Source organism: Acerihabitans sp. (assembly GCF_036398755.1).
Classification (GTDB): domain Bacteria; phylum Pseudomonadota; class Gammaproteobacteria; order Enterobacterales; family Enterobacteriaceae; genus Acerihabitans.
The window spans coordinates 1-25623 of record NZ_DASWOM010000046.1; the positions used below are offsets into that span (position 1 = coordinate 1).

Here is a 25623-nt window from a genome sequence, read left to right on the forward strand (position 1 = left end):
TACCGCCTCGGGGCTCCCTGGCGTCCGGCAGGTCGTGCGCCGCTGCGCGGTCCCCGGCATCACACATCACGGCTTTTGGACCGCCCGGTTAGCGCTCCTGGCGCAACCGGGCCGGTGCATAACGGGGGAACTGGCGGCGGAAGGCATCGCGCAGCGACGCGCGACCTGCCGGGCGCGCGGAGGTCAAGGAGGCCGTCGCGGTACGGCCTCCTTGTCGCTTGCCGGCACCCGGCAATACATATAACCACCTAACGCATGGCAAGCGAAATATTCGCCGAGGCAATAAAAACCCCACCGCATGCCGCAAGCGAAACCCCCGTCAAGGCAATAAAAAGCCCACCGCATGCCGCCAACGAAACCCTCGCCAAGGGACCGGCTTATCGGCCGTCGGTTTCCTCAGGCTTATCCCCCGGCCGGGTTAACGACAAACGCTGCCGCGATTTGTTGAAGATTTTCACGCCGTTTTCGCGGCCCGCCCGCCGCGCCCGCCGTTCATCCGGCGGCAGCGCCAGTTCGTCCCGGCAGGCGGCGCTGCAGCAGCCCCGATACCGCTGCGCGCAGGCCGGACATTGGATAAACAGCAGATTGCATCCTTGGTTCAGACAGTTAACATGGGTGTCGCACGACGCACCGCACTGATGGCAGTGGGCAATGACGTCGGGGGTGATGCGCTCGCCCAGGCGCTGGTCGAAGACAAAGTTTTTGCCGGTAAACCTGAGCGGTAACCCCTGCTCCCTGGCGCGCCGGGCGTATTCGATTATGCCCCCCTCCACATGATAAACGTTGGCAAAACCATGATGCCGCATATAGGCGCTGGCCTTTTCACAACGGATGCCGCCGGTGCAATACATAACGATATTTTTGCCTTTATCCTTTTCAAGCATCTCCACCGCCATCGGCAACTGCTCGCGAAAGGTATCCGAGGGGATCTCGATGGCATGCTCGAAATGACCGACCTCATATTCATAGTGGTTGCGCATATCGACAAATAATGTTTGCGGATCGTCCGCCATGTCGTTGACCTGCCCGGCATTCAGGTAATGGCCGACGTCCGACGGATCAAACGTGGGATCGGTAATACCGTCGGCAACGATACGCTCCCGCACCTTCATGCGCAGCACCCAGAAGGATTTACCGTCATCATCCAGGGCGATGTTTAATCTTAGCCCTTCCAGGGCGGCATCCGCGGCATACAGGGCGGATTTAAACGCGGCGAAACGATTTTGCGGCACGCTGACCTGGGCATTGATCCCTTCAGCGGCGATATAAACGCGGCCGAAAACGCTCAGCCCCGTCATCACCTTATAAAGTTCATCACGAAAGGCCTGCGGGTGGGCAATGCGAAAATACTTATAAAAAGAAAGGGTAACGCGCGCCTCGGTTTCGGCCAGCATCAGCGCCCTGAGCTCGTCGTTCGACACACGGTTATGTAACACTGGCATGAGGTACTTTCCTGTCGCTGGGGTAAAAAGCATTTATCGTTGGTTTGGCGGCAATTTAACTTGCTAACGTTAGATCATACCACGGTTATCCCGAGACGAATCGTTGATATAGAGAACATTGTTAACCAGATGTTTATCAAGGTTACTAATAAGAGGCAATGTAATGAGCCAACTTTTTTCCCATTATGCCATCGGCCGGCTCAACCTGGCCAATCGCATCGTGATTGCGCCGATGTGTCAATATTCCGCCGATGAAGGCAAAGCCACCTCCTGGCACCAGATTCACCTGGGACACCTGGCGCTGTCCGGCGCGTCCCTGCTGATCGTGGAAGCCACCGCCGTCGCCCCCGAGGGACGTATATCGCCACGGGATCTCGGTCTTTGGGACGACGAAACCGGCCAGGCCCTGGCCGAGGTGGTGAACAACGTCAGGCGGCATTCATCCATGGCGCTGGGCATTCAATTGGCTCATGCCGGGCGCAAGGCATCGACCCGGGTCCCCTGGGAAGGCGGCGACAATATTTCTCCCGACCAGGGCGGCTGGCAAACGCTTGCGCCGTCCGCCCTGCCCTTCGCGCAAACCGACCATCCGCCGAGCGCCATGACCGACGCCGACATCGAGGAACTGAAAGCCGACTTTGTCGCCGCGGCCCTGCGCGCGCAGCGCATCGGCTTCAACCTGATTGAGCTGCATGCGGCCCATGGCTACCTGCTGCATCAGTTTCTCTCGCCCCTTTCCAACCGGCGCACCGATCAGTACGGCGGCAGCCTGGAAAACCGGCTGCGCCTGACGCTGGAAGTGTTCCAGGCGGTGCGGGCGGCGGTGGCGTCCGACATTCCGGTGGGCGTGCGTATTTCCGGCTCCGATTGGGTGGAGGGAGGATGGGATATCCGGCAATCCATTGCATTGACCAAGGCCCTGCAGGCTTCGGGCTGCGATTATATCCATGTCTCCAGCGGCGGTTTGTCCCCACGACAGACAATCCCGGTCGGTCCCGGATATCAGGTTCCCTTTGCCCGGCAGATTAAAGAGGCCACCGGCATGAATACCATTGCGGTGGGACTTATCACCGAACCTGAGCAGGCGGAAGCCATCGTCGCCACCGGCGACGCGGACATGATTGCCCTGGCGCGCGCCGTACTTTACGATCCGCGCTGGCCGTGGCATGCGGCGGCAAAACTTGGCGCAAAAGTGGACGGACCCAAACAATACTGGCGCTGCGAGCCGCACTCTGTAAAGGATCTTTTTAACAAAGAATAACGCCCCCGCGCGACGTCGCTTACGATTGGTGCAACCCGTGCTCACTTAACAAAATCATGCTTTTTGGTGAGCACTTTATTTCCCCTTTTTGAAAAAGATGCCAGAATTAAATGTATTGATGGCGTAAATACCCTCTTTGGCTGGTCATTGCGCTATTTATAACCACGATGCCGAGACTCTATGACACATATTCCAACTTTTAACCGTTCTTTGCTGCATCCCCGTTATTGGCTAACCTGGATAGGCATCGGCCTGTTATACCTGGTGGTATTATTGCCATATCCCCTGCTCTATCGCCTCGGCACCAGCCTGGGACGATTGTCGATGCATTTTCTCAAGCGCCGCGTCTATATCGCCAAACGCAACCTTGAGCTGTGTTTCCCCACGCTCTCCAGCGCTGAAAGAACGGTGCTGTTAATCAAAAATTTTGAATCCGTCGGCATGGGCCTGATAGAAACCGGCATGGGATGGTTCTGGCCCGACTGGCGCGTCAAGCGTCTGTTTCACGTGTCCGGTCTGGAAAATATCGACCTTGCCCGCACGCATAACAAAGGGGTGTTATTGATCGGACTGCATTTCTTATCCCTGGAACTGGGCGCGCGCATATTCGGCATTTACAATCCCGGCATCGGCGTTTATCGCCCGAACAATAATAAACTACTTGATTGGCTGCAGACCTGGGGGCGCATGCGCTCCAATAAATCGATGCTCGACCGCGCGGATATCAAAGGCATGATCCGCGCCCTGAAAAACGGCGACATTATCTGGTACGCGCCGGATCACGATTACGGTCCGAAAAGCAGTGTTTTCGCGCCGCTGTTTGCCATGGAGCAGGCGGCGACCACATCGGGCACCCATGTACTGGTCAAACTCGCCAAACCGGCGGTTATTCCCTTCGTGCCGCGGCGCTTACCGAATGGCCGGGGCTATGAGCTGCTTATCCTGCCCGATGAGGACGCCCTGCCCGTAGACAGCGACCTGGCCACGGCGACGCATATGAACAAGGTGCTGGAGCAGGCCATTTTGCTGGCCCCCGAACAGTATATGTGGCTGCATCGCCGCTTTAAAACCCGGCCGCCGGGCCAATCGTCGTTATATTGATGGACAACGCGCGCCCGATTGCGCAGCGCCCGTATTCCAGCCGGGGATAACGTTGCCCCAAGCGCCTCCCGGCGCCCAACATTCCCCTGCCGGCATGGTGCAAAACATGCCGCGTAAATTGCCCCATGCCCTGTTTGAGCGCATACTTGGCCGCTATTATGCTTATTCGCGGCGAGAACGCCTTTGTGCCCTGTCAAATTATCTGACCGCCGTTATCTCTCTTATTAGGATGTCATGACGTCGGTACCGGAACCCATCAACTGGAAACGTAATCTCTATATTGCCTGGATCGGCTGTTTTCTCACCGGTGCCGCCTTTAGCCTGATCATGCCTTTTTTGCCGCTTTATATTGAAATGCTCGGCGTCACCGATGCGCGGGAACTCAATATCTGGTCGGGTGCGATATTCAGCATTACCTTTCTGTTTTCAGCCATCGCGTCTCCTTTCTGGGGCGCGCTGGCGGACCGGCGGGGACGTAAACTGATGCTGCTGCGTTCGGCCCTCGGCATGTCGATCGTGATGGTACTGATGGGCATGGCGCAGAATGTGTGGCAGTTTTTAATCCTGCGGGCGCTGCTGGGCCTGTTGGGGGGATTTGTGCCGAACGCCAATGCCCTTATCGCCACCCAGGTACCGCGCAATAAAAGCGGATGGGCGTTGGGCACGCTGTCCACCGGCGCCGTCAGCGGCGCGCTGATTGGTCCGTTGATAGGCGGCCTGCTGGCCGACCATTATGGGCTGCGGCTGGTATTCTTTATTACCGCGCTGGTGCTGTTTATCTGTTTTGTCACCACGCTTATCTATGTGGAAGAGCGCTTCACGCCGGTGTTGAAAAAGGACATGCTGTCGGGCCGGCAGGTATTGGCTTCGCTGAAAAAGCCTCGCCTGGTGCTGAGCCTGTTCGTGACCACCATGATTATCCAGGTGGCGACCGGCTCCATCGCGCCGATCCTGACGCTTTATGTGCGTGAACTGGCGGGCAATATCCAGAACCTGGCGTTTATCAGCGGCCTGATCGCGGCGGTGCCTGGCGTGGCGGCGCTTATCAGCGCGCCGAGGCTTGGGCGGCTGGGGGATAAAATCGGGCCGGAGCGGATTTTAATCGCCATGCTTGGGCTATCGATCGTGCTGCTGATCCCGATGGCATTTGTGCAATCCCCCCTGCAACTGGGCGTGCTGCGTTTTTTGCTGGGGGCCACCGACGGCGCCTTGCTGCCGGCGGTACAGACTTTGCTTATCTATAACTGCACCAATCAGGTGGCCGGCCGGATTTTCAGCTATAACCAGTCTTTCCGCGATGTCGGCAACGTCAGCGGCCCGCTGATCGGCGCCTTCGTCTCCGCCAGCTATGGTTATCGCGCGGTTTTTTGCGTTACCGCGCTGGTGGTGCTTTTTAACGTGGCTTATTCATGGTGGAGTCTGCAATACGGCGCGTCGCGCATGAGGATTCCAGGCGAATAACGCCCGGCGCTTAACGGCTTAAACTTTACCCGTTCATCACGTCCCTGGCATTGATTTACACGTCGTAACCCTCCATTACGCTCACCCTGAGCTCAGTGTCGCCTCATTGTTTTTCACGGCGCCGACGCTTGGACAAAGATTGATCCATTCCGACTTGAAAGTTTCCAGACTGCGACAACAATTACTGTTAGTCCCAGACGGGGCGAGGCGACAGTCAGACCACACCCATGACCACAGGAGAGCCATAATGAGCATGTACGCAACCCTGGAAGAAGCCATCGATATGGCGCGAGAAGAGTTTATTGAATCGTCCCGCGAAACCGGCAACAATGACGAAGACCCTGCGGTACATCAGTTCAGCCTGCAAAAATATATCATGCAGGACGGTGAGATTATGTGGGAAGCGGAGTTTATGGCCGATGAAAATGAGGCCGCCGAGGCGCTGCCGTTTCGCATCGGGGACGCTGCCCAGGCGATTTTTGACGGTGATTTCGACGAAGCGGAACTGCGCGCCGAATGGCAGGAAGAAAATACGCTGCACGAATGGGACGAAGGCGAGTATCAATACGCGCCGCCGCTGGACACCGAGGAGGGACAAACCGCCGCGGACGAGTGGGAGGAGCGTTAAACCTGACCAGCCCGGCTTGCCGCGCCGCGGGCCGGGAAGCCCGCGGGTCGGTGTCTAGCGATAGGGTCCGTGCCGCGCATCCACCGGCAGCAATATCGTGTCCACCACCATGGACAGCGGCAAATCGATGATGGTGATATATTTCCAGGCCGTATCGCGCAAATCCCACTGCACCCCGGGATAATATTGATGGCCATGGCCCTGCCCCGGGAAGGTGCGGCTGATGATGCTGCCGCAACCGGTCAGCAGGAATAAGACCAGCGTAACCAGGCAAAGTCTACCCATGGGCAAGGGGCGTTTCCGATATCATCCGGTCGCGCGGCGCCGCGCGATTTGCGTAGCCGATAACGCCGCCGCGGCAAAAAAAAGCCGCCCTGGAAGACGGCTTATGTCGGCGGGCGGAAGATATCAATTTCCTTTCCAGGCCGGCCAGCTTTCAGGCCGCGACCAGACGCGCAGGTGAAGGCGCGACAGGACCACCGGATCGCTGATAACGGCCAGGCGCTGCGGGCCGCTCATGGCGCCCGGACCGCCCTGCAAGGCCAACTGCACATGCTCTTCGCGCACGCGCTCAACCGCCTGGCTAATGCCGTGCCGCGCGGTGGCCATTCCCACCGCCAGGGCGTTATAGGCCGGGTCGACCACCGCGTGGCGAAAGCCGTCCGCCAATGCCCGCGCCTGGTTGCGCCGCAGGTAGGTTTCCGTATCGACCAGTTCCTTCGGCGGGGAATACTCCTCGGGAATGAGGAACAGGCTGACGCGCTGGCATGCCAGTCCGAGATTGGCCCGACTGGAGAATACCGATACCCAGGGCGACAGGATCAGCGAAAATACGATGGGCGACAGCCACCAGAGGAAACGTAGATCCAGCCAGGCCATGCCGCCGGCCCATACCAGCCCCAGCAGCATCTGCGGGCCATGGCGCACAAAGGATTCGCTCCAGGGCGTCGCGTCATCGTCGCGCTGCGGGGAATTCCACTGTACCGACCAGCCCAGGAAAGCGCTGACCACGAAGACGGTATGGAACAGCATGCGCACCGGGGCCAGAAGCACGGAGAACAGCATCTCCAGCAGCATTGAGCAGAACAGGATCGCCGCCCCGCCATACTCCTTGGCGCCTTTGGCAATAATCAATATGACGCTGAGCAGCTTGGGTAAAAACAGCAGTACCATGGTGGTGGAAAACAGCGCCACCGCCAGCTCCGGCCGCCATTGCGGCCAGACCGGGAACAGCTGGCGCGGCTGCAGGAAATACTGCGGTTCCATCAGGGTGTGCACCACCTGCAGGGCGGTGGACAGCGCCAGGAACATAAACCACAGCGGCGCCGACAGATAGGACATGACGCCGGTCAGGAACACCGCCCGGTGAACCGGGTGCATGCCCTTGACCAGGAATAACCGGAAGTTCATCAGGTTCCCCTGGCACCAGCGCCGGTCCCGCTTAAGCTCGTCCAGCAGGTTGGGCGGCAGTTCCTCGTAGCTGCCCGGCAGATCATAGGCAATCCATACGCCCCAGCCGGCGCGCCGCATCAGCGCCGCTTCGACAAAATCGTGGGACAGAATCGACCCGGCAAAGGACCCCTCGCCCGGCAGCGGCGCCAGGGCGCAATGCTTGATAAATGGCTCGACGCGGATAATGGCGTTATGACCCCAATAATGGGATTCGCCCAATTGCCAGTAATGCAGCCCGGCGGTAAACAGCGGACCGTAAACCCGGGTGGCGAACTGCTGGCAGCGCGCGTACAGCGTATCCATGCCCGACGCTTTCGGCGCGCTCTGGATAATGCCGGCGTTCGGATTGGCCTCCATCAGCCGTACCAGATTGGTCAGGCAACCGCCGCTCATGACGCTATCGGCATCCAGGATTACCATATAGCTGTACTGCTTGCCCCAGCGACGGCAGAAGTCATCGATATTGCCGCTTTTACGTTTTACTCGGCGGCGGCGACGGCGGTAGAATATGCGGCCGAACCCGCCCGTTTCCTGGCAAAGTTCCATCCACGCCTTTTGTTCGGCGATGCAGATATCGGCGTTATAACTGTCGCTCAGGATATAAACGTCGAAATGTTCAATTTGTCCGGTCGCTTCCACGGACTCATAGGTGGCGCGCAGGCCGGCGAATACCCGTTCCACATCCTCGTTACAGATGGGCATGATAAGCGCGGTGCGGTGCTGGGGATCAAGCGGTTCGTCGCCGGTGGTGCTGGCGGAAATACTGTATTTATCGTGGCCGATCAGCAGTTGCAGGAACCCCATCAGGGCGGTCCAGAAACCGGCCGAGACCCAACAGAATAAAATCGCGAACAGGATCAGAATGCCGCTCTGCAGAATATACGGCAGCAGTTGCAACAGCGATCGCAGCCAGTCCTGGTGCAGCATGTCCATGGGATCAATCAACGCCCAGCCCTGGTAGGGGAGAATGGTCTTCATATACCAGGTGGCGATGGCGGTCTGGAATAACGTCAGCGCCAGCAGAATATAGCGGCGTATCGTTCCCACCCGGCGCCAGTTGCCTTCTTCCCGGGCCGCTTCCTGCTTGTGGCGCGGCGCGCGCGTATGTCCGCGCATGGCGTCCCAGTAGCGCACTATGGGGTTGGTCAGCCAGGGTTCGGGAAACATCGGCGTGCGGGTAATGGTGGGCATGGCCTTGATGGCGGCGCGTCCCTGGCTATCCTCCATCAGTACATCCTGGCGGTCGGCGGCTTCCGGCCAGGCCATTTTCAGCCGCGACCTGACCGAGTCCAGCGCCGCGTCGTCTTTCTCTTCCGGAACGCCGATGCCGGTGGCGACGCCTCCGATATCGGCGTGCAGGGATGCGAGGGACTGACTGCCATCCGACGGCACCTGCGCACGCAACGTGCCTTTTTGCTCGGCGGAAAGAGGCAAAGCCTCGATATAATCGAGGCCGGGTTCAGTTAAATTATTCATTGGCAGGTAGCAAATAGCTCCAGGTTTCGGTCAATGTCTTATCGCCGTTCACCAATGCGGCGCGCATCTCGGTGGGTTGTTTTTCATCTTTCACGCGCAGGCGCAGTGTCAGACGCCAGCCGTGCGTCACTGAATTATAGCGGACATTGTTTTCGACCACTTCGGCGTTATCGCCAACGCTTATCTGCGAGGCCACCGGAGCATTGTCGGGAAGATCCCGCAATGGCTGTCCGACAAAATCCACCTGGAAGGCGGTAGTGCCGTCCGGCTGGCGAATCAGGTTGGACTGCTTGACATCCCCGGCGGAACGCAGGGTCTGTTTCACATAGGCGAACTCGGGGGTGTGGATTTTATCCTCGTCGCGCGAAAAGTGCATCCGATAGGCGATATCGAATGGCTTGCCGACTTCCGGCAATTTTTCCGGCGTCCAGAATGCCACGATATTGTCATTGGTTTCGTCGGCGGTGGGAATTTCCACCAGTTCGACGTGGCCCTTGCCCCAGTCGCCGCTCGGCTCTATCCACCCGCTGGGGCGAAGATCGTAGCGATCGTCCAGATCTTCATATTCGGCGAAAGAACGGCCACGCTGCAATAAACCGAAGCCACGCGGATTTTCCACCTGGAAAGTGCTGACGGACAAATGTTTGGGATTGTTCAGCGGACGCCAGATCCACTCACCGTTACCGGCATGGATGGACAAGCCGTTGGAATCATGCAGCGCCGGACGATAGTTCATGGTCGGCGAAGGCTGGTTCGGTCCAAATAAAAACATGCTGGTCAACGGCGCCAGGCCCAGCTTGCCCACTTTATCACGCAGGAAAACCTTGGCCTGCACATCCACGCTGGTATCGCGTCCCGGATAGATAACAAACCGGTAAGCGCCGGTGGCGCGCGGTGAATCCAACAGGGCGTAAAGCACCAGGTGCTTATCGTTCGCCTGCGGTCGTTCAATCCAGAACTCACGAAAACGCGGGAATTCCTCGCCCGACGGCAACGCGGTATCGATGGCCAGACCGCGCGCGGAAAGCCCGTATACCTGCCCTTTGCCGATAACGCGGAAATAGCTGGCGCCAAGCATGCTGGCGATTTCATCGCTCTTGTCGGCCTTATTGACCGGGTAGAGGATCTTGAATCCGGCGAAACCCAGGTTCTTCACCAGTTCGGGATCGTGATTCACCGAACCAAAGGTAAACAGGTCCGGGGTATATTTAATCTCGGTGACGGCGTTGGTCGTCACTTCGTTGATTTTTACCGGCGTGTCGAAATACATCCCCTGATGGTAAAATTCCAGCTTGAACGGGGTCTGCTGATCGTGCCAGTAAGACTTTTCATGGTTGAATTGTATCTGCTGGTAATCAGCAAATTTCATTTCACGGAATTGAGAAGGCAAATTGCTTTTGGGTGCCTCATAACCTTTACCAGCCAGTTCCTGCGCTTGTTTAGCCACATCGTCAATAGAAAATGCCCATGAAGGCAAAGCGTATAACGACAACAACACCGTTGCTCCCAGCAAACGGAGACTCGCTTTGGGTAACTTGACGAAAAATGTATTATTTGGCACATCCCCCCCTATGCGTGTGCTCTTAATCATTCAAAGCAATTTTAATTGATAAATCACTTCTCGGACAGCACGGTACGGCGATCGTTCCTCACATTTCCCTTACCGGCCCGGCGTTTAATCGCCTGGCTATAAAACAATCTCGTCCACCGGTAAAAGATAGTCTAAAACCGCAAATTCCAACAATCGGTACCGCCCGCTGATTTTACCTGACCCATCAGCGGGGGGTTAATCATTTTTGACGGAAACCCAAAGTTATTAAAAAAACAGCTCATTAATGGCGCGGCGGCCCCTCTTGGCAGCGAAAATACGCGGGCGGCGTAACGACCCGACCGCCGCGGTTCAGGGAATTATTTTATTTCACCGTTTTTCTAGGAAAAATCTTATTACATTGTTTTATTCACATTGTCCGTTTTTTTGCCTGCCGATTATAATAACCAGTCCACCGGCAAATGATAAAGCGCGCGAATAAGCCAGCGCTCCACTATATTGGTGGCGGGCTCCCGCCGGTGAATCACCTCGCGTTCGTCCTGATATTCGCGCCAATACATTTTGCCCTGTTCGTCGAGGCAAACCTGGTACGCATTCTGGCGCAGGGTGCCGATAAATAGCCGATGAATGGTCTCGGCCAGCTCTTCACTGCCGATAACAAAGCCCATTTCGGTATTAAGCATGGCGGAGCGGGGATCAAAATTAAAGGATCCGACAAAGACTTCGCGGCTGTCGACGCTGAACGTCTTGGCATGCAGGCTGGAGCCGGACTTACCGGTAAGGCCCCGATCCCGCGGCTGATGCAGCTCGGTACTGTTGCGTTTCAGTTCGTATAGCTCAATGCCGTGGGTCAGCAACACCCTGCGCCATTTGGCATAACCGGCATGCACTATCGCCACGTCGTTGGCGTTCAGGGAATTGGTCAATACCGCTATTTTCACGCCTTTGGCGGCGAGGGCGGCCAGCTGTTCCACCCCGGCCCGGGTGGGCACGAAATAGGGCGAAATAATATCCAGGCGTTGCAGCGGTTCATCAATAACGCTTTTTATCCGGCTGGTGAGCAGGCCATGATCGGCAACCTGCCCCAGCGCTTTGGCCGGATCGTCGCTGAGCAGCCGCGTCCTGGCCCAGATAAACGGCAGGCTGCCGGCCTGCAGCTGGACAAAAAAATCCGCCCGCTCCAGCCGTTTGACATAACGTTCGGCATGGGGATTTAAACTGACCTGCCCCATCATGCTGCTGATGCTGTTCTTGCCGCCCAGGCGGGAAGGACGCACCGCCCGCGAGAGCGGACAGACCGAGCGGCAATCCCAATAGCGCTGGAAATCACGCCCCACCTGTTCCACCACCGGACCTATCGCCAGCACGTCGAGGTCGGTAAACAACTGATCGCCCCCGGCGCTGAAATAGGCGTCGCCCACGTTGCGCCCGCCGATGATCGTGGCCTGGTTATCGACGGTAAAGCTTTTATTATGCATGCGCCGGTTAAGGCGCGAAAAATCAGTCAGGTAAGAAAATGCCCGCACCGTACGGGTCTGGAAAGCGTTAAACAGGCGGACTTCGATGTTCGGATGCTGGTCCAGCGCCAGTAAAATCCTGTCCAGGCCGCGGGTATTGTTATCATCGAGCAGCAGCCGCACCTTGACCCCGCGATCGGCCGCGCGCTGCACCACGCTGTACAACAGCATGCCGGACATGTCTTTATTCCAGATATAATATTGCAGGTCCAGGGTCTGCTCGGCCAGGTCGGCAAGCTTCATGCGCGCGGCAAAAGCATCCAGGCCGTCCGACAGCGGATAGATGCCGGATTGTTCGGGATGGACGTGCGTCAGGCGTGAAATCGCCTGCCCGATACGCCCGTTAAGTCGCTGCATAAATAAAGCCCGAAGAAAAAGTGGAGGCCATAGTACCCCAAGTCAGTATAAAGGAAGACCTTTCATCATAGCCTCGTCTCGCGCAATTGCCCGCTGGGGCGATAATAATGGCGCTGGCGCGGCCGTAAAGTTTGTAATGGGTGTCGCAAAGTAGGCGATAGCCAGAACCTAATCGATCGTAACCTGTCTACTTTAAATGATATGTCGTACAGCCTGGGCAGGTAAAGGCTGTCATCGAAAGGGGAAAGCCCGATGCAAGATCAAATCAGCCATGCAATATCCCCCATGCATAAACCGTCGCTATTCCAAAGTTTCCTGCAGGGGGGCTTCGACTGCTCGACCGAGGTGCGCGGGGATGGGCGCCGGCTGGACCTGATTCTCTCCAGCGGCCATGAGATGCTGGCGGCAAAAGACTATGCGCAGCTGGCGGAACAACAGCTCACCACGGTACGCGACGGCCTGCGCTGGCATCTGATCGAGCCGGCGCCCGGCCAGTATGACTGGTCGAGCTTTCTGCCGATGCTGCACGCCGCGCAGGTAAACCACGTCCAGGTCATCTGGGATCTGTGCCATTACGGCTGGCCGGATCATATCGACGTGTGGCAACCCGAATTTATCGAGCGCTTTGCGCTTTTTGCCGGCGCTGTGGCCGCGCGGGTTCGCGACGAAGGCATCACGGCGCCCTGCTATACGCCGATCAACGCCATCTCGTTTCTGGCCTGGGCCGGCGGCGACATGGCGCACATTCAGCCCATGGCCGCCAACAAAGGCAAGGCGCTGAAAATTCAGTTGGTCAAGGCGACCCTGGCCGCCATTAACGCCATTCGCGCGGTGGATGGTTCGGCCCGCTTCCTCCAGCCTGAACCGGTGGTGCATATCAATGCGCCGGAGGGTATGCCCGAGAAAGAACAGGATGCGGAAACGCTGCGGCTGGCCCAGTTTGACGTTTGGGACATGCTCAGCGGCACGCTGCAGCCGGAGCTTGGCGGCAGCCCCGATTACCTGGATATCCTGGGCGTTAATTACCGGCCCGGGAATCAATGGTTCCACCAGGGCGGCGCCATCGACGTCGATGACAGCCACTATCGTCCTTTTGCCGCCATACTGCGCGAAATATCCAGCCGTTACCAACGGCCGCTGCTTATCGCCGAAACCGGCGCGCAAAGCGATATGCGCGTGCCCTGGATGCGCTATATCTTCGAGCAAACCGTGCTGGCCATGAAAAACAACGTGGCGGTGGAGGGCATATGTATCTATCCGGTAGCGGATTACCGCAGTTGGAGCGGCGACAAACATCAGCCGTTCGGCCTGCTGGGCATGCAGGATGTCAACGGCTGCCGTTCACTCTATGAACCTCTGGCGCTGGAAATCCGCAGCCAGCAGATACGCCTGAAGGGGCTTCTTGAAGACGGTCTGCCTGATGAGCGGGCCATGCCGGCATGATGGCCGGGCAAACGCGCCATGCCGCCGGCATGGCGTCGGGGACGGGCGCTTAAAGCGGGGATTCCGGCCGCTGGTCATAACAGCTGCCAACGGCCACCTCGGGATTATGTCTGACGTCGTAAAAATAGGCGATGCCAAAAAGTACCGACACAACGATCAATACCGAGATTAACAGCCCGATGATGGCGATCAGTTTGGTATCGTCCAGCCTGCTGTTTTCCATGTCTGCCCCCTCCTTAGCCTCTCCAGCTCAGATAATCCAGAGCGTTACCGCCATCATAAAACTGATAAGCGCACCCGCGGCGACGGCGAGCACCGCAATCGCGAACTGCGCGTCGTTCAGCGTTTCACGATACGCCTTGGCGCGATGAATATAATGGCTATTTTTCACGCAGATGTTTTCTACAAAATATCAACAAAAGTACGTGCCGCGCGGTTGGCGGCAAGGCGCTTATAAAATAGGCGAATCCATGGCGCGATGCAAGCGCCCATGGCCGCGTCCCCGCGCAATGACCCCGGGGTTGCGCCGTGGCGCAACCCCGGGGATGGCGGACGCTAACAGACGCCGAAGTCGCCGTCTTCCTTATACAACGATAGCTCTTCCGGTTTGAACTGTTTCGCGTTTTCCTCGCCGGAATCCATCATGCCGCAAAACACGATGCCGTTTTCAACCTTCACCACGCTCATTGCCGGTCCGCCTTTGATCGGCTGGACTATGTCGCCGGTTTCGAAAGCCATGTTACTCTCCTTGCCCGAAGGCGGTTATAGGCCAGGTCAGGGATTTGCCTGGCCCGGCAGGTATCGGTATCCGCCGGTACGTGACCGGCTCGGCCGTCACCACGCCGATAACAATCATGGTAAAGCATCCGCGGGCCAACTGTCATTTTTCCATTAACCGCCGGTCGGGAAGCCTGGTGGCCGCGGGTCGGGAAAAGGCCCCAAAGGTTAATGAAACTGCATAAGATCCCGGTGATGCGCATTATTGGCAAAACGCGCGTCAACCGGGCCTAAACCCGCCATGAGGCCTGCCGTGGCTCTTGCTTCCCCATAGCCGGGTTATTCTTTTTTTTTATATGAATGTTTTTGCTGTTAATTTTTTAATGACAAGTTGTTTAATTAGCCTGATACTTAACGCCTGTTTATTATTATCCGGTGATGCAGTGGGCCAGCAGCCCGCCGCATAACGCAGCGGTAACTGACACTGGCAGCGCCATGACCAAGAAGAATAAGTACTCAACCGATTTCGCCAATGCCATACTTGATGAACAGGGTTTGGCGCGCCATTCAGGCTGGATTGTCGCTTACTGCACCCACCCGGTAACGCGGGAATATCTTTGCGCCACCGTGGAATACCTGTGCGCAGGCGTAGGCCTTCCCGCCTTTAGCTACCGGGATAAACCGGTGCTGCCCGCGGCAAACATGGCATTGGTGCGATCGCTGGATGGCCGGCAATGGGAAGCGGTGTCTGATTTACGTGGCCAGAACGCCTATCGTATCAGCGACGGCGGAATGCTCCGTATCGACTTCCTGGATGCGTTGCCCTCGTCAATGACGCTCAGCGTGCCGCAAGCCGCGACCGATTTCTGGAATGGTGAATCCTGGGTTGATTTAGGCCTTATCAACGGCCATCCCACCATAAAGACCATCACCTGATTTTTTCGTTTATCCTCCGGCCCGCCGCGGCGTACTCGATAAACCTCATGAATAACCTTATCTACCTGGTCACGCTAAACCGTGCCAGGGTCTCCTCATCCAGCTGATAGTATTCTCCTTTCAGTTCAGCGCACAGCTTACTCATAAACGTCACCAGGTAATCAATATTATAGGCCGCCATCCGTCGTCCCATCTCGGTTTGCATGCTGTCGGCCAAGGTGAGCAATTTGGTCTGGAAATGATCGAAAGTATAGTTGGCATCATCAAGCGGACGGTGCAGGGCCAGCGGATCCTCCGCATGGAACAGGCCGCGGCCCAATTGTCCCGCCACATGAAATACGCGCGCCAGGCCAATAGCGCCCAGCGATTCAAGCCGATCGGCGTCCTGGACGATTTTTGCCTCCAGCGTTTCGGGAGGAATGCCGGCGCTAAAGCTATGGGCCTCGATGGCATGGCCCACGCCAGGATAAGCGCTGGCGGGAAAGTCCGGAAAATGCTGGGCCAGGATCCTTATGGTTTCCTTAGCGGCGCGCCTCGACGCCAGATGACGATCCGGATGGTTTTTCGGCAGGTTGACCACATCATGAAAATAGCAGGCTGTTAAAACGGTTAATTGATCGGCCGCCGACAAATGCATTATTTTTTGGGCGGTATGCCAAACGCGGCTGAAATGGGCAAGATCGTGCGCTTTATCGTCCTGCGGAAAATGCTGCTCCAGATACTCTTTAAACCGACGTTCCCATTCGTGCAGTTCCATACTCATCTCCTGCCGGCTGTTAGCCGCTTATTGTATCCCGTGCCGCGCATCAAGCATAACGCGCAATGAAAACGGACGGAAGGGGGTACGGCGACCCCCTCATTCGCGCGCCGACAGCGCCGTGGCGATAAAACGTCCCGCCAACGCCACCCCTTCCGTGTTCAGGCTATGGCCGAGACCGGGCAGGATATGGGATGTCGCCGCCACCCCAAGCCTTTGCAAGGTCAGCGCGGCGCGCTCGGTTTCGCCTGGCGGGATCACCGGATCCCGGGCGCCATGGACCAGCAGCACCGGCAAATCCGCGGGCGGCGTCAACGGCGCGGGCGATGATAGCCGGCCCGAAAACGCCACCACTCCCGCCAGCGCCCAGCGTCCAGACACCACGGCGTCCAACGCCATGATGGAACCCTGGGAAAAACCCACCAGCACCACCCGTTCCGGCCGTCCCGCCAGGCCATGCTCAGCCATGAGCCGGTTAAGGGTGGCGTCGAAGGCGGTTCTGGCCGCCGCTACCCGCTGCGGACGGTTCTGTTCCGTTACACCGGTAATGCTGAACCATTGGCGCCCGACCCCCTGCTCGAAAGGAAAAGGCGCATCCGGTGCCGAAAAGCCGGTTTCCGGCAGATCCGGCCGCCAAATGTCGCCCAATGGCGCCAGATCGCCGCCGCTACTGCCCACGCCGTGCAGCATGATAACCAGATGTCGACTCATGCGTAACTCTCCCCTGTTATTTTTAACGCGCGATAGAATAACAATCCTGGCCGTGTTGTGCACCGCGTTGCCGCGAAACCAGGACCTGGCCGCCGGCCTGCCGCCCTGCTCGACGATAGCAAGCCGTCGTACCCAAGGTTACACATATTATTTCCCTCTTTGACCATTGTGAACATATAATGCCCATCCGGTCATCCGCGAGCCGGAACAAACTTTCCAATTACTGCCTGTGTGGCGATAACATCTGACTAACTATGAAAATGAATATGCGTGCAATCTATACGGTAATTCTGGCAATGGCTGCCTTCAGCCAATCAGCCTTAGCCGTGGTATACCCTCTGCCGGCCGGCACCAGCCGCCTGATAGGGGAAAATCTGGAAATAGCCATTCCCCAGGACAGCAAATTACCGCTGGAGCATTTTGCCGCACAGTTCCAAATGGGCCTGAGCAATATGATCGAGGCCAATCCGGGCGTCGACCCTTTCCTGCCGCTGCCCGGCAGCAAGCTGATTATTCCCCATCAGTTGATTTTGCCCGATACGCCGCATGAAGGCATCGTGGTTAACAGCGCGGAAATGCGTCTTTATTACTACCCGAAGGGAACCAATACGGTGGTCGTATTGCCCATCGGTATCGGTGAACTGGGCAAAGATACCCCGGTCAACTGGCTGACCAGCGTCCAACGCAAGAAAAATGGCCCCACCTGGACCCCGACCAAAGCGATGCATGCGGAATACGCGGCGCGCGGCGAATCATTACCCGAGGTCTTCCCGGCCGGTCCGGATAACCCGATGGGGCTTTATGCGCTCTATGTCGGCCGCCTGTATGCCATCCACGGCACCAATGCCAATTTCGGCATCGGCCTGCGCGTGAGCCACGGCTGCGTGCGTCTGCGCGCCGACGATATCAAATATCTGTTCGATCATGTCCCGGTGGGCACCCGCGTGCAGTTTATCGACGAACCGGTTAAAGCCACGGTCGAGCCTGACGGCACGCGTTATCTCGAAGTGCATAACCCGTTGTCCTCCACCGAAGAACAGTTTAATTCCAATGAACAGGTGCCCATTACCCTACCGGTAAGCGTGAGCAAAGTGCTGGCCGACCAGATAATCAACCAGGATCTGGTCAATGTCGCCCTGCAAAATCGCTCAGGCATCCCGGTAAATGTGTCGGCCGCCGCAGCCACCCCACCGGTGGTGATGCCTGTCGCCGCGCCGGTTGGCAATGCCCCGGCGGCAGCGCCGGACTCCGCTCAGGGATCCGGCGCCCCGGCCTCCGCCGAGCCGGTAACGGCGCCCGCCGCCCAGCCTGAGCCCGTGGCCGCGCCTGATGGCAACAGCCAGGCCATCGCCCCCGATTCAGCCGCGGCGACCACGGCCGCTCCGGCCGATCAAACCCAGCAAACCGGCACGGTCAATTAAACCGTCACCGCGTAAAGCCCCGGCATGGAAGCCGGGTCCCCACGTCTCCTTGCCACTGCGCAAAACCCCTGCCATTTACCCTAGCCAGCACGCCTCTGCCGACGTTAATGAAACCTGCGCGAAATGAAAACAAAGTCATTACATCTAATCACGATCACCAATAAATTTATTTTATATATATACGTATTATCATTAGCCGGGTGCAGGATAATCCCGCCGACGTGGCAAACCCCGGTTAACGCCCGGGGTTTGCGCCAGTAATGACAGTTCACACAGGACACCATTCACTCCGGTTATAATTATTATAATCGATGCTATAAATATATTAGTTTTATTTAATCTGATGAAGGGTAGTAAAAACAAATCATTAATAATATAAATCCAGGGATAATATGAATCATGCATTTAATTACTCGCTCTAATGTAATTAATATTCGTGACCCCGATTCCAATTAATAAAAAAATATTGCATTGCGATGATAAACAAACCAAATCATCATGAAATAAGTATTGTTATCACGGTATGATGATAGCTTATTCGGTAAGGTATTCTTGCGTCCTCATTTAAAACGCAGCGTCACCCTGCCCGTGTAAGCTCACTCTCATATCATTCAGCCGTTGGGATTATCCTGGCTACAGGAGTTAATAATGCAAACCGATATGCCGCAATCAGCCGAACCAGCACGCCGCACAGTATTAAAACGCGCCGCGGGCCTTTCCGTATTGGGAATAGCGGGCGTCATAGGCTTGGGCTCGCCTTCACTTACTTATGCGGCGGCATTGAGTAAGGAAGATCGGGATAAGATGACCCCAGATCAAATAATCGAGGGATTCAAGCAAGGCAATATCCGTTTCCAAACGGGGAAAGCGCACCATCATGATTACCTGGCGCAAAAGCGCGCCAGCGCGTCGGGGCAGTACCCGTCGGCGGTCATCCTCAGCTGCATCGATTCGCGCGCGCCGGCGGAGATAATCCTTGATACCGGTATAGGCGAAGCCTTTAATAGCAGGATCGCGGGCAATATTTCCAACGCCGATATTCTCGGCAGCCTTGAATTCGCCTGTGCCGCCGCCGGCGCCAAGGTGATATTGGTCATGGGGCATACTGCCTGCGGCGCGGTAAAAGGCGCTATTGATAACGTAGAATTGGGTAATCTGACCGGCCTGTTGAATAAAATAAAACCGGCCATTGATAAAACCGAATACACCAAGGAAAGGGTGAGCAGTAACAATGAGTTTGTCGATGCGGTAGCGGCAACCAATGTCAAACTCACCATCGAGGAAATACGGAAAAGCGATATTCTGAATAAACTTGAATCCGACGGTAAAATCAAAATCATCGGTTCCATGTACCATCTGGATGGCGGAAAGGTAGACTTTTTCGCCTAGCCTGACAGGCTCGCGGCCCAGGACGGGCCGTGGGCCGCTCCCCGCATTCCCCCTGTAGAAAAATAATATTATCTATTATACCATCGCAAAAATTGTCCCGACTCACCATTACAACCGCTCATCATTAATAGTCAAATAGTACTATATAAATTAATATTCCCTGGTCGCTGATTCTGTACGTGCTACCGGCACATCAATGATTAGACCATTAATTAATCATATTATTGAAAAGACAAAAAAATAATGATTAAAATACTGGTTATGAGGTCATGTTTAATAAGTATTTAATGATCATATGCGATTGTCTTATCGCATTCCTTTGTTTTATTTTGGTTTCCTACTGATTCCTTTGGCGTACGGGCATTTATGCCCGTTTTTTTTACTGCCCTATCACTCTACAGGCCATTAACCCCTGTGAATGGATGCCGCAAGCGTGCGTTGAGTCTACGCCCAACTAATGTATGACAAATTGAGTAATTGTGATTAACATCACAATTCATCATCATTGCTGCTCATAAAATAGTGACAGACATCACAATTGAACCAAGGAAAAATGATGGACGTTACTCAAAAGACTGATGACATCTTATTGCGCATCTGCTGGCTGTTGGTATTGGGCGGCATTATATTTGGCGGTATATTGTTTAAAATGTATTGGTGAGTTGTTAATAGAAAGACCTTCTGCGTTAAGGGCCGTACCCGTCTGGCCCGGCCCATCCGGCCTTCGATATTTGACAACATACCACCCGCGGCATATCCAGCATAAGTGCTATGATTTAATCATTGTCACTTGCCTGGATTTACGATGAAGTTAATCTTCCTCCCCTTCGCATTAAGCCTGCTGCTGTTAACGGGCTGTAGCGCGGGCTCCCTGTTCAGAATCATTCCCGCGGACACCGATGTCTGCCCCCATGGCCACAATGTGTTTACCAACCAATGCAATCCATAGGATTATCATTTATCACATCTTCCCGGCATTTCCAAACCGGCATGCCCTTTTCAGGCCGCAACGCGCGGATATCGCGCAGGCGGGTTGCCTCACGCGGACTTTCCAGCGGCGCGTACATCATGCGTCCGTAGTGACATTAGCGCGTAATGGCCACATAATCTGGAATTGTCATATTTTTCCTGAATATTTTCAATCTTCAACCCGCTGTGCCGATATAACAGAGAATTCATTCACGAAAGGTCATGATGATGGCATACATTGGATTGCTGATTACCGGGCTGGGGATCGCGTTTTTTCTGCTTGGCATAGTGATTTACCGCAGAATATTTATCATTGGCCAATATGAGGCATACGAATTTATCGATAAGCGGACAAATCATGTCACTCTTCATATGAAGCCCTCATCCATTCCCACCACGCCACAGCAAACGATACGATTGGTTAAATCATTCATCAGGACACTGGATTATTTGCATAGTAACAACTATACGCAGGTCAGTTTTTGCACACATTTGCTTAATGAAAGACGCATTAAGGCATTGAGCCGGGTGTTAAAAAAACATGGGTATTTTATCAGCCACAGGTTTCGGCTCAAAACCCCCAGACGGCATCGACGCATCACCTTCTGGACAACGCTGCTCTATGGCGGGAAAAAGATAAAGGTCGCCGACATGTCATGGGACATGACCATACGGCTGAGGTAACCGCCCCCACCCGGTCCCCGGGTGTAGCCATCAACCTCCGATGGGCCTGCCGTATAGGCGATTCGCCAGCCGGCAATTGTGGCGAACGGCCATTGCCGCCAGCCTGTTGGCTATTTTGGTAAATAAGTCACAGCATATTGCTCGTTAATCAACCATGATACAGGAAACTGATGTCGGGGGAGATAACGGCTATGCAAGTCAAATTTGATTGGCATATGTTTATGCTGGGTTTATTCACGCTTTGCGTCCTTATTGCCCTGGCGGTAGGCTGACATCAGGTTGGCCAACCGGGTATGCATACCCCCTGCCCGGCGGCGCAATCACTCCTCATGCGGCATGTCCGGTTCCGTGTACGCCGGTTCAGCGTATGTGCCGGCGGCCGCCGTTTATCCGGATAGAAGACATAGCCTGCACGTTTTACTCTCTGATGTAATATCATATGCCTACCGTCGGCGCTCACTGCCTGGTTGCATCGTTATAGTGCTAAAACAAACCATCCACCATCCGGTTAACAATGAAAAAAACATTGCTAACATGAAAAGGCGTACAGGAGCCTCCATGCGCATAACACCCCTTTTGACCCTGTTTTTCGCGTTTACCCTTTCCGCATGCAGCGGCGCGGAAAAGCCCTCTTCGCCGCAAAATGCGGCTAAACCGCTTCCCGTTGACGACACCTGTATGTCCACCGGCTTCAGAAACCTGATAGGCAAACCCGTAACCGTCCTGGACGGCATGCGCTTTTCAATGCCCATGCGCCTTATCAAACCCGGTCAGGGCGTCACCATGGACTACAATCCGAAGAGGTTGAATTTTACCGCTAACGAGCAAGGCATCATCACCGGTCTCCATTGCTCCTGATCCCTTCCCGCGGGCGGCCTGGCGTTGATTCTTTGCTTATAGCCGCCGGCGAAAGCAGGTTGCTACTTTTAGTCTGCTGTTCATCACTTCGCTATCACCACCGGCAATTCTTGGTATTGCGTGGTGTAGCGCGGTGAAAGCAAGGCCCGCTTCATCCGCCATGCCTGCTGAATGCCCTGCCCGGCAAACCATATCTTTCCTTTGCCTGAGTGGTTGATGCCGTCCAGAACCCGCATCAGCGCTTCGCCGTTGGCCGCAGGCTTGAATTCATCAAACAGCGCCAATTGCGCGACGCCAATGTTAAAAAAATCCCCGAGCATCACCCCGGCTTTCTGGTAACGCATCCCCGGCCTGAATATCCGATCCAGGCAATCCATCGCCACCCGGATAATATCCCGCGTGTCATTACTGGGAATGGTGAGGCTGCCGGTCGCCAGGTTGCCGTAATAAGGTTCGTCCGGGGCAAAAGGACTGGTCTTGATAAAGACAGAGATTTTTTTGCAATACTGGCGTTCGCCGCGCAGCTTCTGTGCCGCGCGTTCAGCATAAGCGCAAACGGCCTCTCTCACGCTCTGATACGTGGTCGCCCGCTCGCCAAAGGATCGGGAGCTGATGATTTCCTGCTTGATCGGCGCGAGTTCCTCCAGGGCCAGACATGATTCGCCATTCAGTTCCCGCAGGGTACGTTCCAGCACCACGCTGAAATGTTTGCGAATGAACGGCGGGTGGCTATCGGCCAATTGCAGGGTGGTAAAAATACCCATGCCGTTAAGTTTTTTCGCTATCCGCCGGCCAACGCCCCACACCTCCTCCACCGGCATCAGCGCCATAAGTTTACGCTGGCGCTGCGGCGAGGAAAGGTCCACCACGCCGCCGGTTTTGCTCCACTGTTTAGCCGCATGGTTGGCAAGCTTCGCCAATGTCTTGGTCGGGGCAATCCCTACCCCGACGGTAAGCTTGGCACGCTTTTTTACCCGCTCCCTGACATCGCGGCCAAATTGCTCCAGGCTGATGCAATTGCTGACGCCGGACAGGTCCATAAAGGCTTCATCTATCGAATAGATTTCAATTGACGGCGCCATTTCTTCAAGCGTCGTCATAACCCGGTTGGACATATCCGCATACAGCGCGTAGTTGCTGGAAAACACATGCACACGGTGTTTTCTGACGATGTCCTTAATCTCGAAAAAGGGGTTGCCGGTTTTGAAACCTAATTTTTTCGCCTCAGCCGAGCGGGCTATCACGCACCCATCATTGTTGCTTAACACAATAACCGGCTTTCCTTTCAAGTCGGGGCGAAAAACCGTTTCGCAGGAGGCGTAAAACGAATTCACATCCGCCAGGGCAAACATGATCAGGGCGCCGCGTGGATGATAAAGGTCACCACACCGAAAATCTCAACGTTATCATCGACACGGATAGGAATGGATTGATACGCGGCGTTCATGGGCAGCAGGCGCGGCGTTGGCGTCAGTTGCAGTTGCTTGACGGTAAACTCGCCGTCTATGGCGGCAATGACTATTTGGCCATGCTTCGCCGTCAGGGCGCTGTCGACAACCAGCATATCCCCTTCGTTGATGAAACCTTCAATCATTGATTCACCGGTCACCCGCACAAAATAGGTCGCGGCGGGATGATTAACGCATAACTCATTCAAATCTATTCGGTTTTCAATATAGTCCTGTGCGGGGCTGGGAAAGCCGGCCTGCACGCTTTCCGCAAATAACGGGAGTGGGATAACGTCTGCAAGCTCAACTGCGCGGAAAAAAATCATCACCAGATACTCAATGTTTAATAAAACTGTTGTTTTGTACAGTATAAGCTTAGATTAATGAGCTTGGAAAGCAGCGAAGCGGCAGATCGGGTTAGTCCCTTGAAGGCAGTGAAAATTTAGTTTAGCGAGCCGCTTTATCAAATAGCAGAACTGATGGGTTCCCGTGATAACGGCCTTATCGCGGTGTTCGCGATTTCCGCGCGGATCTCACCCAAAGGAATAACAGGCATGGTTTGTGGCGAGGGCACGGTCATGGATGGTTGCATTGCCGCTGCGGTATGCATGCCGCTATCGTTAAATAATATTAAAGTGATTTGGTTAGCTATAAGCCCATACTGATGAATCCATGCGCATATGGCACAGAGGGATCGGCAAAAATAGTGCGCAATAAGTGAGGGCGGTCGCTTTATAGCCGTTTCCGGGTTCCGGCCGCCAATCGCGGGCATAAAACAATGCCTGCATCAAACCCTTCGTAAAATGGCCTGGAGCTAAAATCTCATATGTGACAAGGGCTTCACTCTTCTTTAGGCCACCTTTCGGGGTTACGGCTTCGTGGCTGGCAGCCACATAAGAGCGTCGCAGCAGAAAGCCGGGGCGCGCTGCGTCGGGGCGATCATCCAGTTCGGCCGCCGCCGGGCGAAGCTGCGTAGCATCGCCGACGGTTTCGATTGGAACGCGCGCAGGGCAAGCATGCAGTACATCCAGGCGCGTTGCGTTTAATCGTATCCAGCCGAGTCGTCGACCTTGCCCTTGAATACGTTGTAGCTGCACAGGGTGTAGATCAGCATGAGCGGAAAGATGAATAGACCCGCCCCCCAGAACATGAACTTCAGACTCGACATCGGCGCCGCCGCCTGGGCAATCGTCATGGCGAAGGGCACCATGTATGGCCAAAATGAGATCGCGAACATGGCGTAGGCGCAGACGAACAGCAGGACGATTGCCCTAAACGGCCGCGTGTCGCTGTCTCGCCGAACACCGACGAAGACATCAGCAATGGCACACAACGCGACGAGCGCAACCAGGAGCAGGGCCGGACGGTCGACCCAGCGTTGCATGACCGCCAGGTTCGAGAGGAGCGAATGCACGAATAAGGCGGCCAGCAGGATCAACACCGTCACCGACAGACGAGGGGTCAACCGCAACGCGGCTTCGCGCGTTTCTCCTTCGCACTTCCTCGCGATCCATCCCGCGCCCAGCAACGCATAGCCTGCACACAGGGCGACGCCACTAAGCGCAGAAAAACCGCTCAACCAGGTCATGTCGTTACCGAGGAAACGGCCATTAGTCACTGGCAGTCCCTGCGCCAGTGCACCGACCATCGCGCCCTGCATGAAGGCGGCGCAGAGCGACCCGAGGACGAAGCCGATGTCCCATATGCGGCGCGTGCGCTGCGCATGAACACGAAACTCGAATGCGACGCCGCGAAATATCAGCCCGGCGAGCATCACGGTTACAGGTAGGTAGAACGCGGAAAGAAGCGCGGCATAGGCCGGCGGAAAAGCGCCCCAAAGCACCACGCCCGCAACGATCAACCATGTTTCGTTGCCGTCCCAGATGGGTGAGACGGAGGCCAGCATGTGCCGGCGCTTGTTTTCGTCCCGCGTGAAGCCGAAGAGCATCCCTACGCCAAGATCGAAGCCATCGAGGACGACGTAGATCAGCATGCTGACAGCCAGAATAATTGACCAGTAAGTTATCATTTTCTTGTCCATTCATG

General features: G+C 55.8%; 24 protein-coding genes. 10 read left to right on the top strand and 14 right to left on the bottom strand.

What is annotated here, in order from left to right; all coding sequences use genetic code 11:
- Window positions 1-377: 377 nt before the first annotated feature.
- Complete coding sequence (gene trhO / locus VGC33_RS08125; protein ID WP_331120252.1) at window positions 378-1442, bottom strand: oxygen-dependent tRNA uridine(34) hydroxylase TrhO; 1065 nt, start codon at window positions 1440-1442, stop codon at window positions 378-380.
- 163 nt (window positions 1443-1605) lie between these two features.
- On the opposite strand from trhO, the gene VGC33_RS08130 reads away from it, so the two are divergent.
- From VGC33_RS08130 to VGC33_RS08145, 4 genes are all read left to right on the top strand, one after another.
- Window positions 1606-2703, top strand: coding sequence for an NADH:flavin oxidoreductase/NADH oxidase (locus tag VGC33_RS08130; RefSeq protein WP_331120253.1), 1098 nt, complete (start codon window positions 1606-1608; stop codon window positions 2701-2703).
- A gap of 180 nt (window positions 2704-2883) precedes the next feature.
- Window positions 2884-3804, top strand: coding sequence for a Kdo(2)-lipid IV(A) acyltransferase (gene lpxL / locus VGC33_RS08135; protein WP_331120254.1), 921 nt, complete (start codon window positions 2884-2886; stop codon window positions 3802-3804).
- Window positions 3805-4038: 234 nt separating this feature from the next.
- Complete coding sequence (gene mdtG, locus VGC33_RS08140) at window positions 4039-5265, top strand: multidrug efflux MFS transporter MdtG (protein WP_331120255.1); 1227 nt, start codon at window positions 4039-4041, stop codon at window positions 5263-5265.
- Window positions 5266-5512: 247 nt separating this feature from the next.
- The gene (locus VGC33_RS08145; RefSeq protein ID WP_331120256.1) at window positions 5513-5893 is read left to right on the top strand and encodes a MysB family protein; all 381 of its coding nucleotides are present in this window, start codon (window positions 5513-5515) and stop codon (window positions 5891-5893) included.
- A 54-nt stretch (window positions 5894-5947) separates the two neighbouring features.
- On the opposite strand, the gene VGC33_RS08150 is transcribed toward VGC33_RS08145, so the two are convergent.
- From VGC33_RS08150 to VGC33_RS08165, 4 genes are all read right to left on the bottom strand, one after another.
- Window positions 5948-6178, bottom strand: a complete 231-nt coding sequence (locus tag VGC33_RS08150; RefSeq protein ID WP_331120257.1) for a YceK/YidQ family lipoprotein — start codon at window positions 6176-6178, stop codon at window positions 5948-5950.
- A gap of 123 nt (window positions 6179-6301) precedes the next feature.
- On the bottom strand, window positions 6302-8821 hold the full coding sequence (mdoH, locus tag VGC33_RS08155; RefSeq protein ID WP_331120258.1) for a glucans biosynthesis glucosyltransferase MdoH: 2520 nt from the start codon (window positions 8819-8821) through the stop codon (window positions 6302-6304).
- On the bottom strand, window positions 8814-10412 hold the full coding sequence (locus tag VGC33_RS08160; RefSeq protein WP_414636910.1) for a glucan biosynthesis protein G: 1599 nt from the start codon (window positions 10410-10412) through the stop codon (window positions 8814-8816). Before VGC33_RS08160 ends, mdoH begins: the two co-directional genes overlap by 8 nt.
- A 395-nt stretch (window positions 10413-10807) precedes the next feature.
- Complete coding sequence (locus VGC33_RS08165; RefSeq protein WP_331120260.1) at window positions 10808-12244, bottom strand: phospholipase D family protein; 1437 nt, start codon at window positions 12242-12244, stop codon at window positions 10808-10810.
- Window positions 12245-12496: 252 nt separating this feature from the next.
- Here VGC33_RS08165 and VGC33_RS08170 point away from each other — a divergent pair, with 252 nt between their 5' ends.
- Window positions 12497-13687 (top strand): beta-glucosidase, encoded by a 1191-nt coding sequence (locus tag VGC33_RS08170; RefSeq protein ID WP_331120261.1) that lies wholly within the window; start codon window positions 12497-12499, stop codon window positions 13685-13687.
- Between the two features lie 49 nt (window positions 13688-13736).
- On the opposite strand, the gene VGC33_RS08175 is transcribed toward VGC33_RS08170, so the two are convergent.
- From VGC33_RS08175 to VGC33_RS08185, 3 genes are all read right to left on the bottom strand, one after another.
- Window positions 13737-13910: a hypothetical protein gene (locus tag VGC33_RS08175; protein ID WP_331120262.1), complete on the bottom strand. Its 174-nt coding sequence runs from the start codon at window positions 13908-13910 to the stop codon at window positions 13737-13739.
- A gap of 27 nt (window positions 13911-13937) precedes the next feature.
- Complete coding sequence (locus tag VGC33_RS08180) at window positions 13938-14078, bottom strand: hypothetical protein (RefSeq protein WP_331120280.1); 141 nt, start codon at window positions 14076-14078, stop codon at window positions 13938-13940.
- Window positions 14079-14242: 164 nt separating this feature from the next.
- Complete coding sequence (locus VGC33_RS08185; RefSeq protein WP_162364612.1) at window positions 14243-14425, bottom strand: GDFGVC terminal motif YodC-like protein; 183 nt, start codon at window positions 14423-14425, stop codon at window positions 14243-14245.
- Window positions 14426-14899: 474 nt separating this feature from the next.
- Here VGC33_RS08185 and VGC33_RS08190 point away from each other — a divergent pair, with 474 nt between their 5' ends.
- Complete coding sequence (locus VGC33_RS08190; RefSeq protein WP_331120263.1) at window positions 14900-15340, top strand: tail fiber assembly protein; 441 nt, start codon at window positions 14900-14902, stop codon at window positions 15338-15340.
- 61 nt (window positions 15341-15401) lie between these two features.
- Here VGC33_RS08190 and VGC33_RS08195 read toward each other — a convergent pair whose 3' ends face one another.
- Window positions 15402-16097 carry a phosphohydrolase gene (locus VGC33_RS08195; RefSeq protein ID WP_331120264.1) on the bottom strand — a complete coding sequence of 232 codons (696 nt, stop codon included), beginning with the start codon at window positions 16095-16097 and terminating at the stop codon, window positions 15402-15404.
- Window positions 16098-16196: 99 nt separating this feature from the next.
- Window positions 16197-16808 (bottom strand): alpha/beta hydrolase, encoded by a 612-nt coding sequence (locus tag VGC33_RS08200; RefSeq protein WP_331120265.1) that lies wholly within the window; start codon window positions 16806-16808, stop codon window positions 16197-16199.
- Window positions 16809-17062: 254 nt separating this feature from the next.
- Here VGC33_RS08200 and VGC33_RS08205 point away from each other — a divergent pair, with 254 nt between their 5' ends.
- The 4 genes from VGC33_RS08205 (at window position 17063) to VGC33_RS08220 (ending at window position 22129) form a co-directional block, all read left to right on the top strand.
- Window positions 17063-18229, top strand: coding sequence for a L,D-transpeptidase family protein (locus VGC33_RS08205; protein ID WP_331120266.1), 1167 nt, complete (start codon window positions 17063-17065; stop codon window positions 18227-18229).
- A gap of 648 nt (window positions 18230-18877) precedes the next feature.
- A complete protein-coding gene (locus VGC33_RS08210) occupies window positions 18878-19618 on the top strand; it encodes a carbonic anhydrase (protein WP_331120267.1) in 741 nt (246 codons plus the stop codon).
- Between the two features lie 1191 nt (window positions 19619-20809).
- Window positions 20810-21271: a hypothetical protein gene (locus VGC33_RS08215; protein ID WP_331120268.1), complete on the top strand. Its 462-nt coding sequence runs from the start codon at window positions 20810-20812 to the stop codon at window positions 21269-21271.
- A 558-nt stretch (window positions 21272-21829) separates the two neighbouring features.
- On the top strand, window positions 21830-22129 hold the full coding sequence (locus tag VGC33_RS08220; protein WP_331120269.1) for an I78 family peptidase inhibitor: 300 nt from the start codon (window positions 21830-21832) through the stop codon (window positions 22127-22129).
- An 83-nt stretch (window positions 22130-22212) separates the two neighbouring features.
- On the opposite strand, the gene VGC33_RS08225 is transcribed toward VGC33_RS08220, so the two are convergent.
- From VGC33_RS08225 to cydB, 4 genes are all read right to left on the bottom strand, one after another.
- The gene (locus VGC33_RS08225; RefSeq protein ID WP_331120270.1) at window positions 22213-23481 is read right to left on the bottom strand and encodes a translesion error-prone DNA polymerase V subunit UmuC; all 1269 of its coding nucleotides are present in this window, start codon (window positions 23479-23481) and stop codon (window positions 22213-22215) included.
- A 2-nt stretch (window positions 23482-23483) separates the two neighbouring features.
- The gene (locus VGC33_RS08230) at window positions 23484-23903 is read right to left on the bottom strand and encodes a translesion error-prone DNA polymerase V autoproteolytic subunit (RefSeq protein ID WP_331120278.1); all 420 of its coding nucleotides are present in this window, start codon (window positions 23901-23903) and stop codon (window positions 23484-23486) included.
- Window positions 23904-24221: 318 nt separating this feature from the next.
- A complete protein-coding gene (locus tag VGC33_RS08235; protein WP_331120281.1) occupies window positions 24222-24674 on the bottom strand; it encodes a hypothetical protein in 453 nt (150 codons plus the stop codon).
- Complete coding sequence (gene cydB / locus VGC33_RS08240; protein WP_331120271.1) at window positions 24620-25618, bottom strand: cytochrome d ubiquinol oxidase subunit II; 999 nt, start codon at window positions 25616-25618, stop codon at window positions 24620-24622. The genes VGC33_RS08235 and cydB overlap by 55 nt, the downstream gene beginning before the upstream one ends.
- Between the last annotated feature and the right edge of the window lie 5 nt (window positions 25619-25623).

Excerpts from the sequence above, each read along its gene's own strand:
- VGC33_RS08185 (WP_162364612.1), bottom strand. The coding sequence starts at position 14,425 with ATGGCTTTCGAAACCGGCGACATAGTCCAGCCGATCAAAGGCGGACCG.
- VGC33_RS08190 (WP_331120263.1), top strand. The coding sequence starts at position 14,900 with ATGACCAAGAAGAATAAGTACTCAACCGATTTCGCCAATGCCATACTT.
- VGC33_RS08225 (WP_331120270.1), bottom strand. The coding sequence starts at position 23,481 with ATGTTTGCCCTGGCGGATGTGAATTCGTTTTACGCCTCCTGCGAAACG.
- VGC33_RS08215 (WP_331120268.1), top strand. The coding sequence starts at position 20,810 with ATGATGATGGCATACATTGGATTGCTGATTACCGGGCTGGGGATCGCG.
- VGC33_RS08150 (WP_331120257.1), bottom strand. The coding sequence starts at position 6,178 with ATGGGTAGACTTTGCCTGGTTACGCTGGTCTTATTCCTGCTGACCGGT.
- VGC33_RS08195 (WP_331120264.1), bottom strand. The coding sequence starts at position 16,097 with ATGGAACTGCACGAATGGGAACGTCGGTTTAAAGAGTATCTGGAGCAG.
- VGC33_RS08210 (WP_331120267.1), top strand. The coding sequence starts at position 18,878 with ATGCAAACCGATATGCCGCAATCAGCCGAACCAGCACGCCGCACAGTA.
- VGC33_RS08160 (WP_414636910.1), bottom strand. The coding sequence starts at position 10,412 with ATGATTAAGAGCACACGCATAGGGGGGGATGTGCCAAATAATACATTT.
- lpxL (WP_331120254.1), top strand. The coding sequence starts at position 2,884 with ATGACACATATTCCAACTTTTAACCGTTCTTTGCTGCATCCCCGTTAT.
- mdoH (WP_331120258.1), bottom strand. The coding sequence starts at position 8,821 with ATGAATAATTTAACTGAACCCGGCCTCGATTATATCGAGGCTTTGCCT.
- VGC33_RS08175 (WP_331120262.1), bottom strand. The coding sequence starts at position 13,910 with ATGGAAAACAGCAGGCTGGACGATACCAAACTGATCGCCATCATCGGG.
- VGC33_RS08205 (WP_331120266.1), top strand. The coding sequence starts at position 17,063 with ATGAAAATGAATATGCGTGCAATCTATACGGTAATTCTGGCAATGGCT.
- VGC33_RS08145 (WP_331120256.1), top strand. The coding sequence starts at position 5,513 with ATGAGCATGTACGCAACCCTGGAAGAAGCCATCGATATGGCGCGAGAA.
- mdtG (WP_331120255.1), top strand. The coding sequence starts at position 4,039 with ATGACGTCGGTACCGGAACCCATCAACTGGAAACGTAATCTCTATATT.
- VGC33_RS08130 (WP_331120253.1), top strand. The coding sequence starts at position 1,606 with ATGAGCCAACTTTTTTCCCATTATGCCATCGGCCGGCTCAACCTGGCC.
- VGC33_RS08165 (WP_331120260.1), bottom strand. The coding sequence starts at position 12,244 with ATGCAGCGACTTAACGGGCGTATCGGGCAGGCGATTTCACGCCTGACG.
- VGC33_RS08220 (WP_331120269.1), top strand. The coding sequence starts at position 21,830 with ATGCGCATAACACCCCTTTTGACCCTGTTTTTCGCGTTTACCCTTTCC.
- cydB (WP_331120271.1), bottom strand. The coding sequence starts at position 25,618 with ATGGACAAGAAAATGATAACTTACTGGTCAATTATTCTGGCTGTCAGC.
- VGC33_RS08230 (WP_331120278.1), bottom strand. The coding sequence starts at position 23,903 with ATGATTTTTTTCCGCGCAGTTGAGCTTGCAGACGTTATCCCACTCCCG.
- VGC33_RS08170 (WP_331120261.1), top strand. The coding sequence starts at position 12,497 with ATGCAAGATCAAATCAGCCATGCAATATCCCCCATGCATAAACCGTCG.
- trhO (WP_331120252.1), bottom strand. The coding sequence starts at position 1,442 with ATGCCAGTGTTACATAACCGTGTGTCGAACGACGAGCTCAGGGCGCTG.
- VGC33_RS08200 (WP_331120265.1), bottom strand. The coding sequence starts at position 16,808 with ATGAGTCGACATCTGGTTATCATGCTGCACGGCGTGGGCAGTAGCGGC.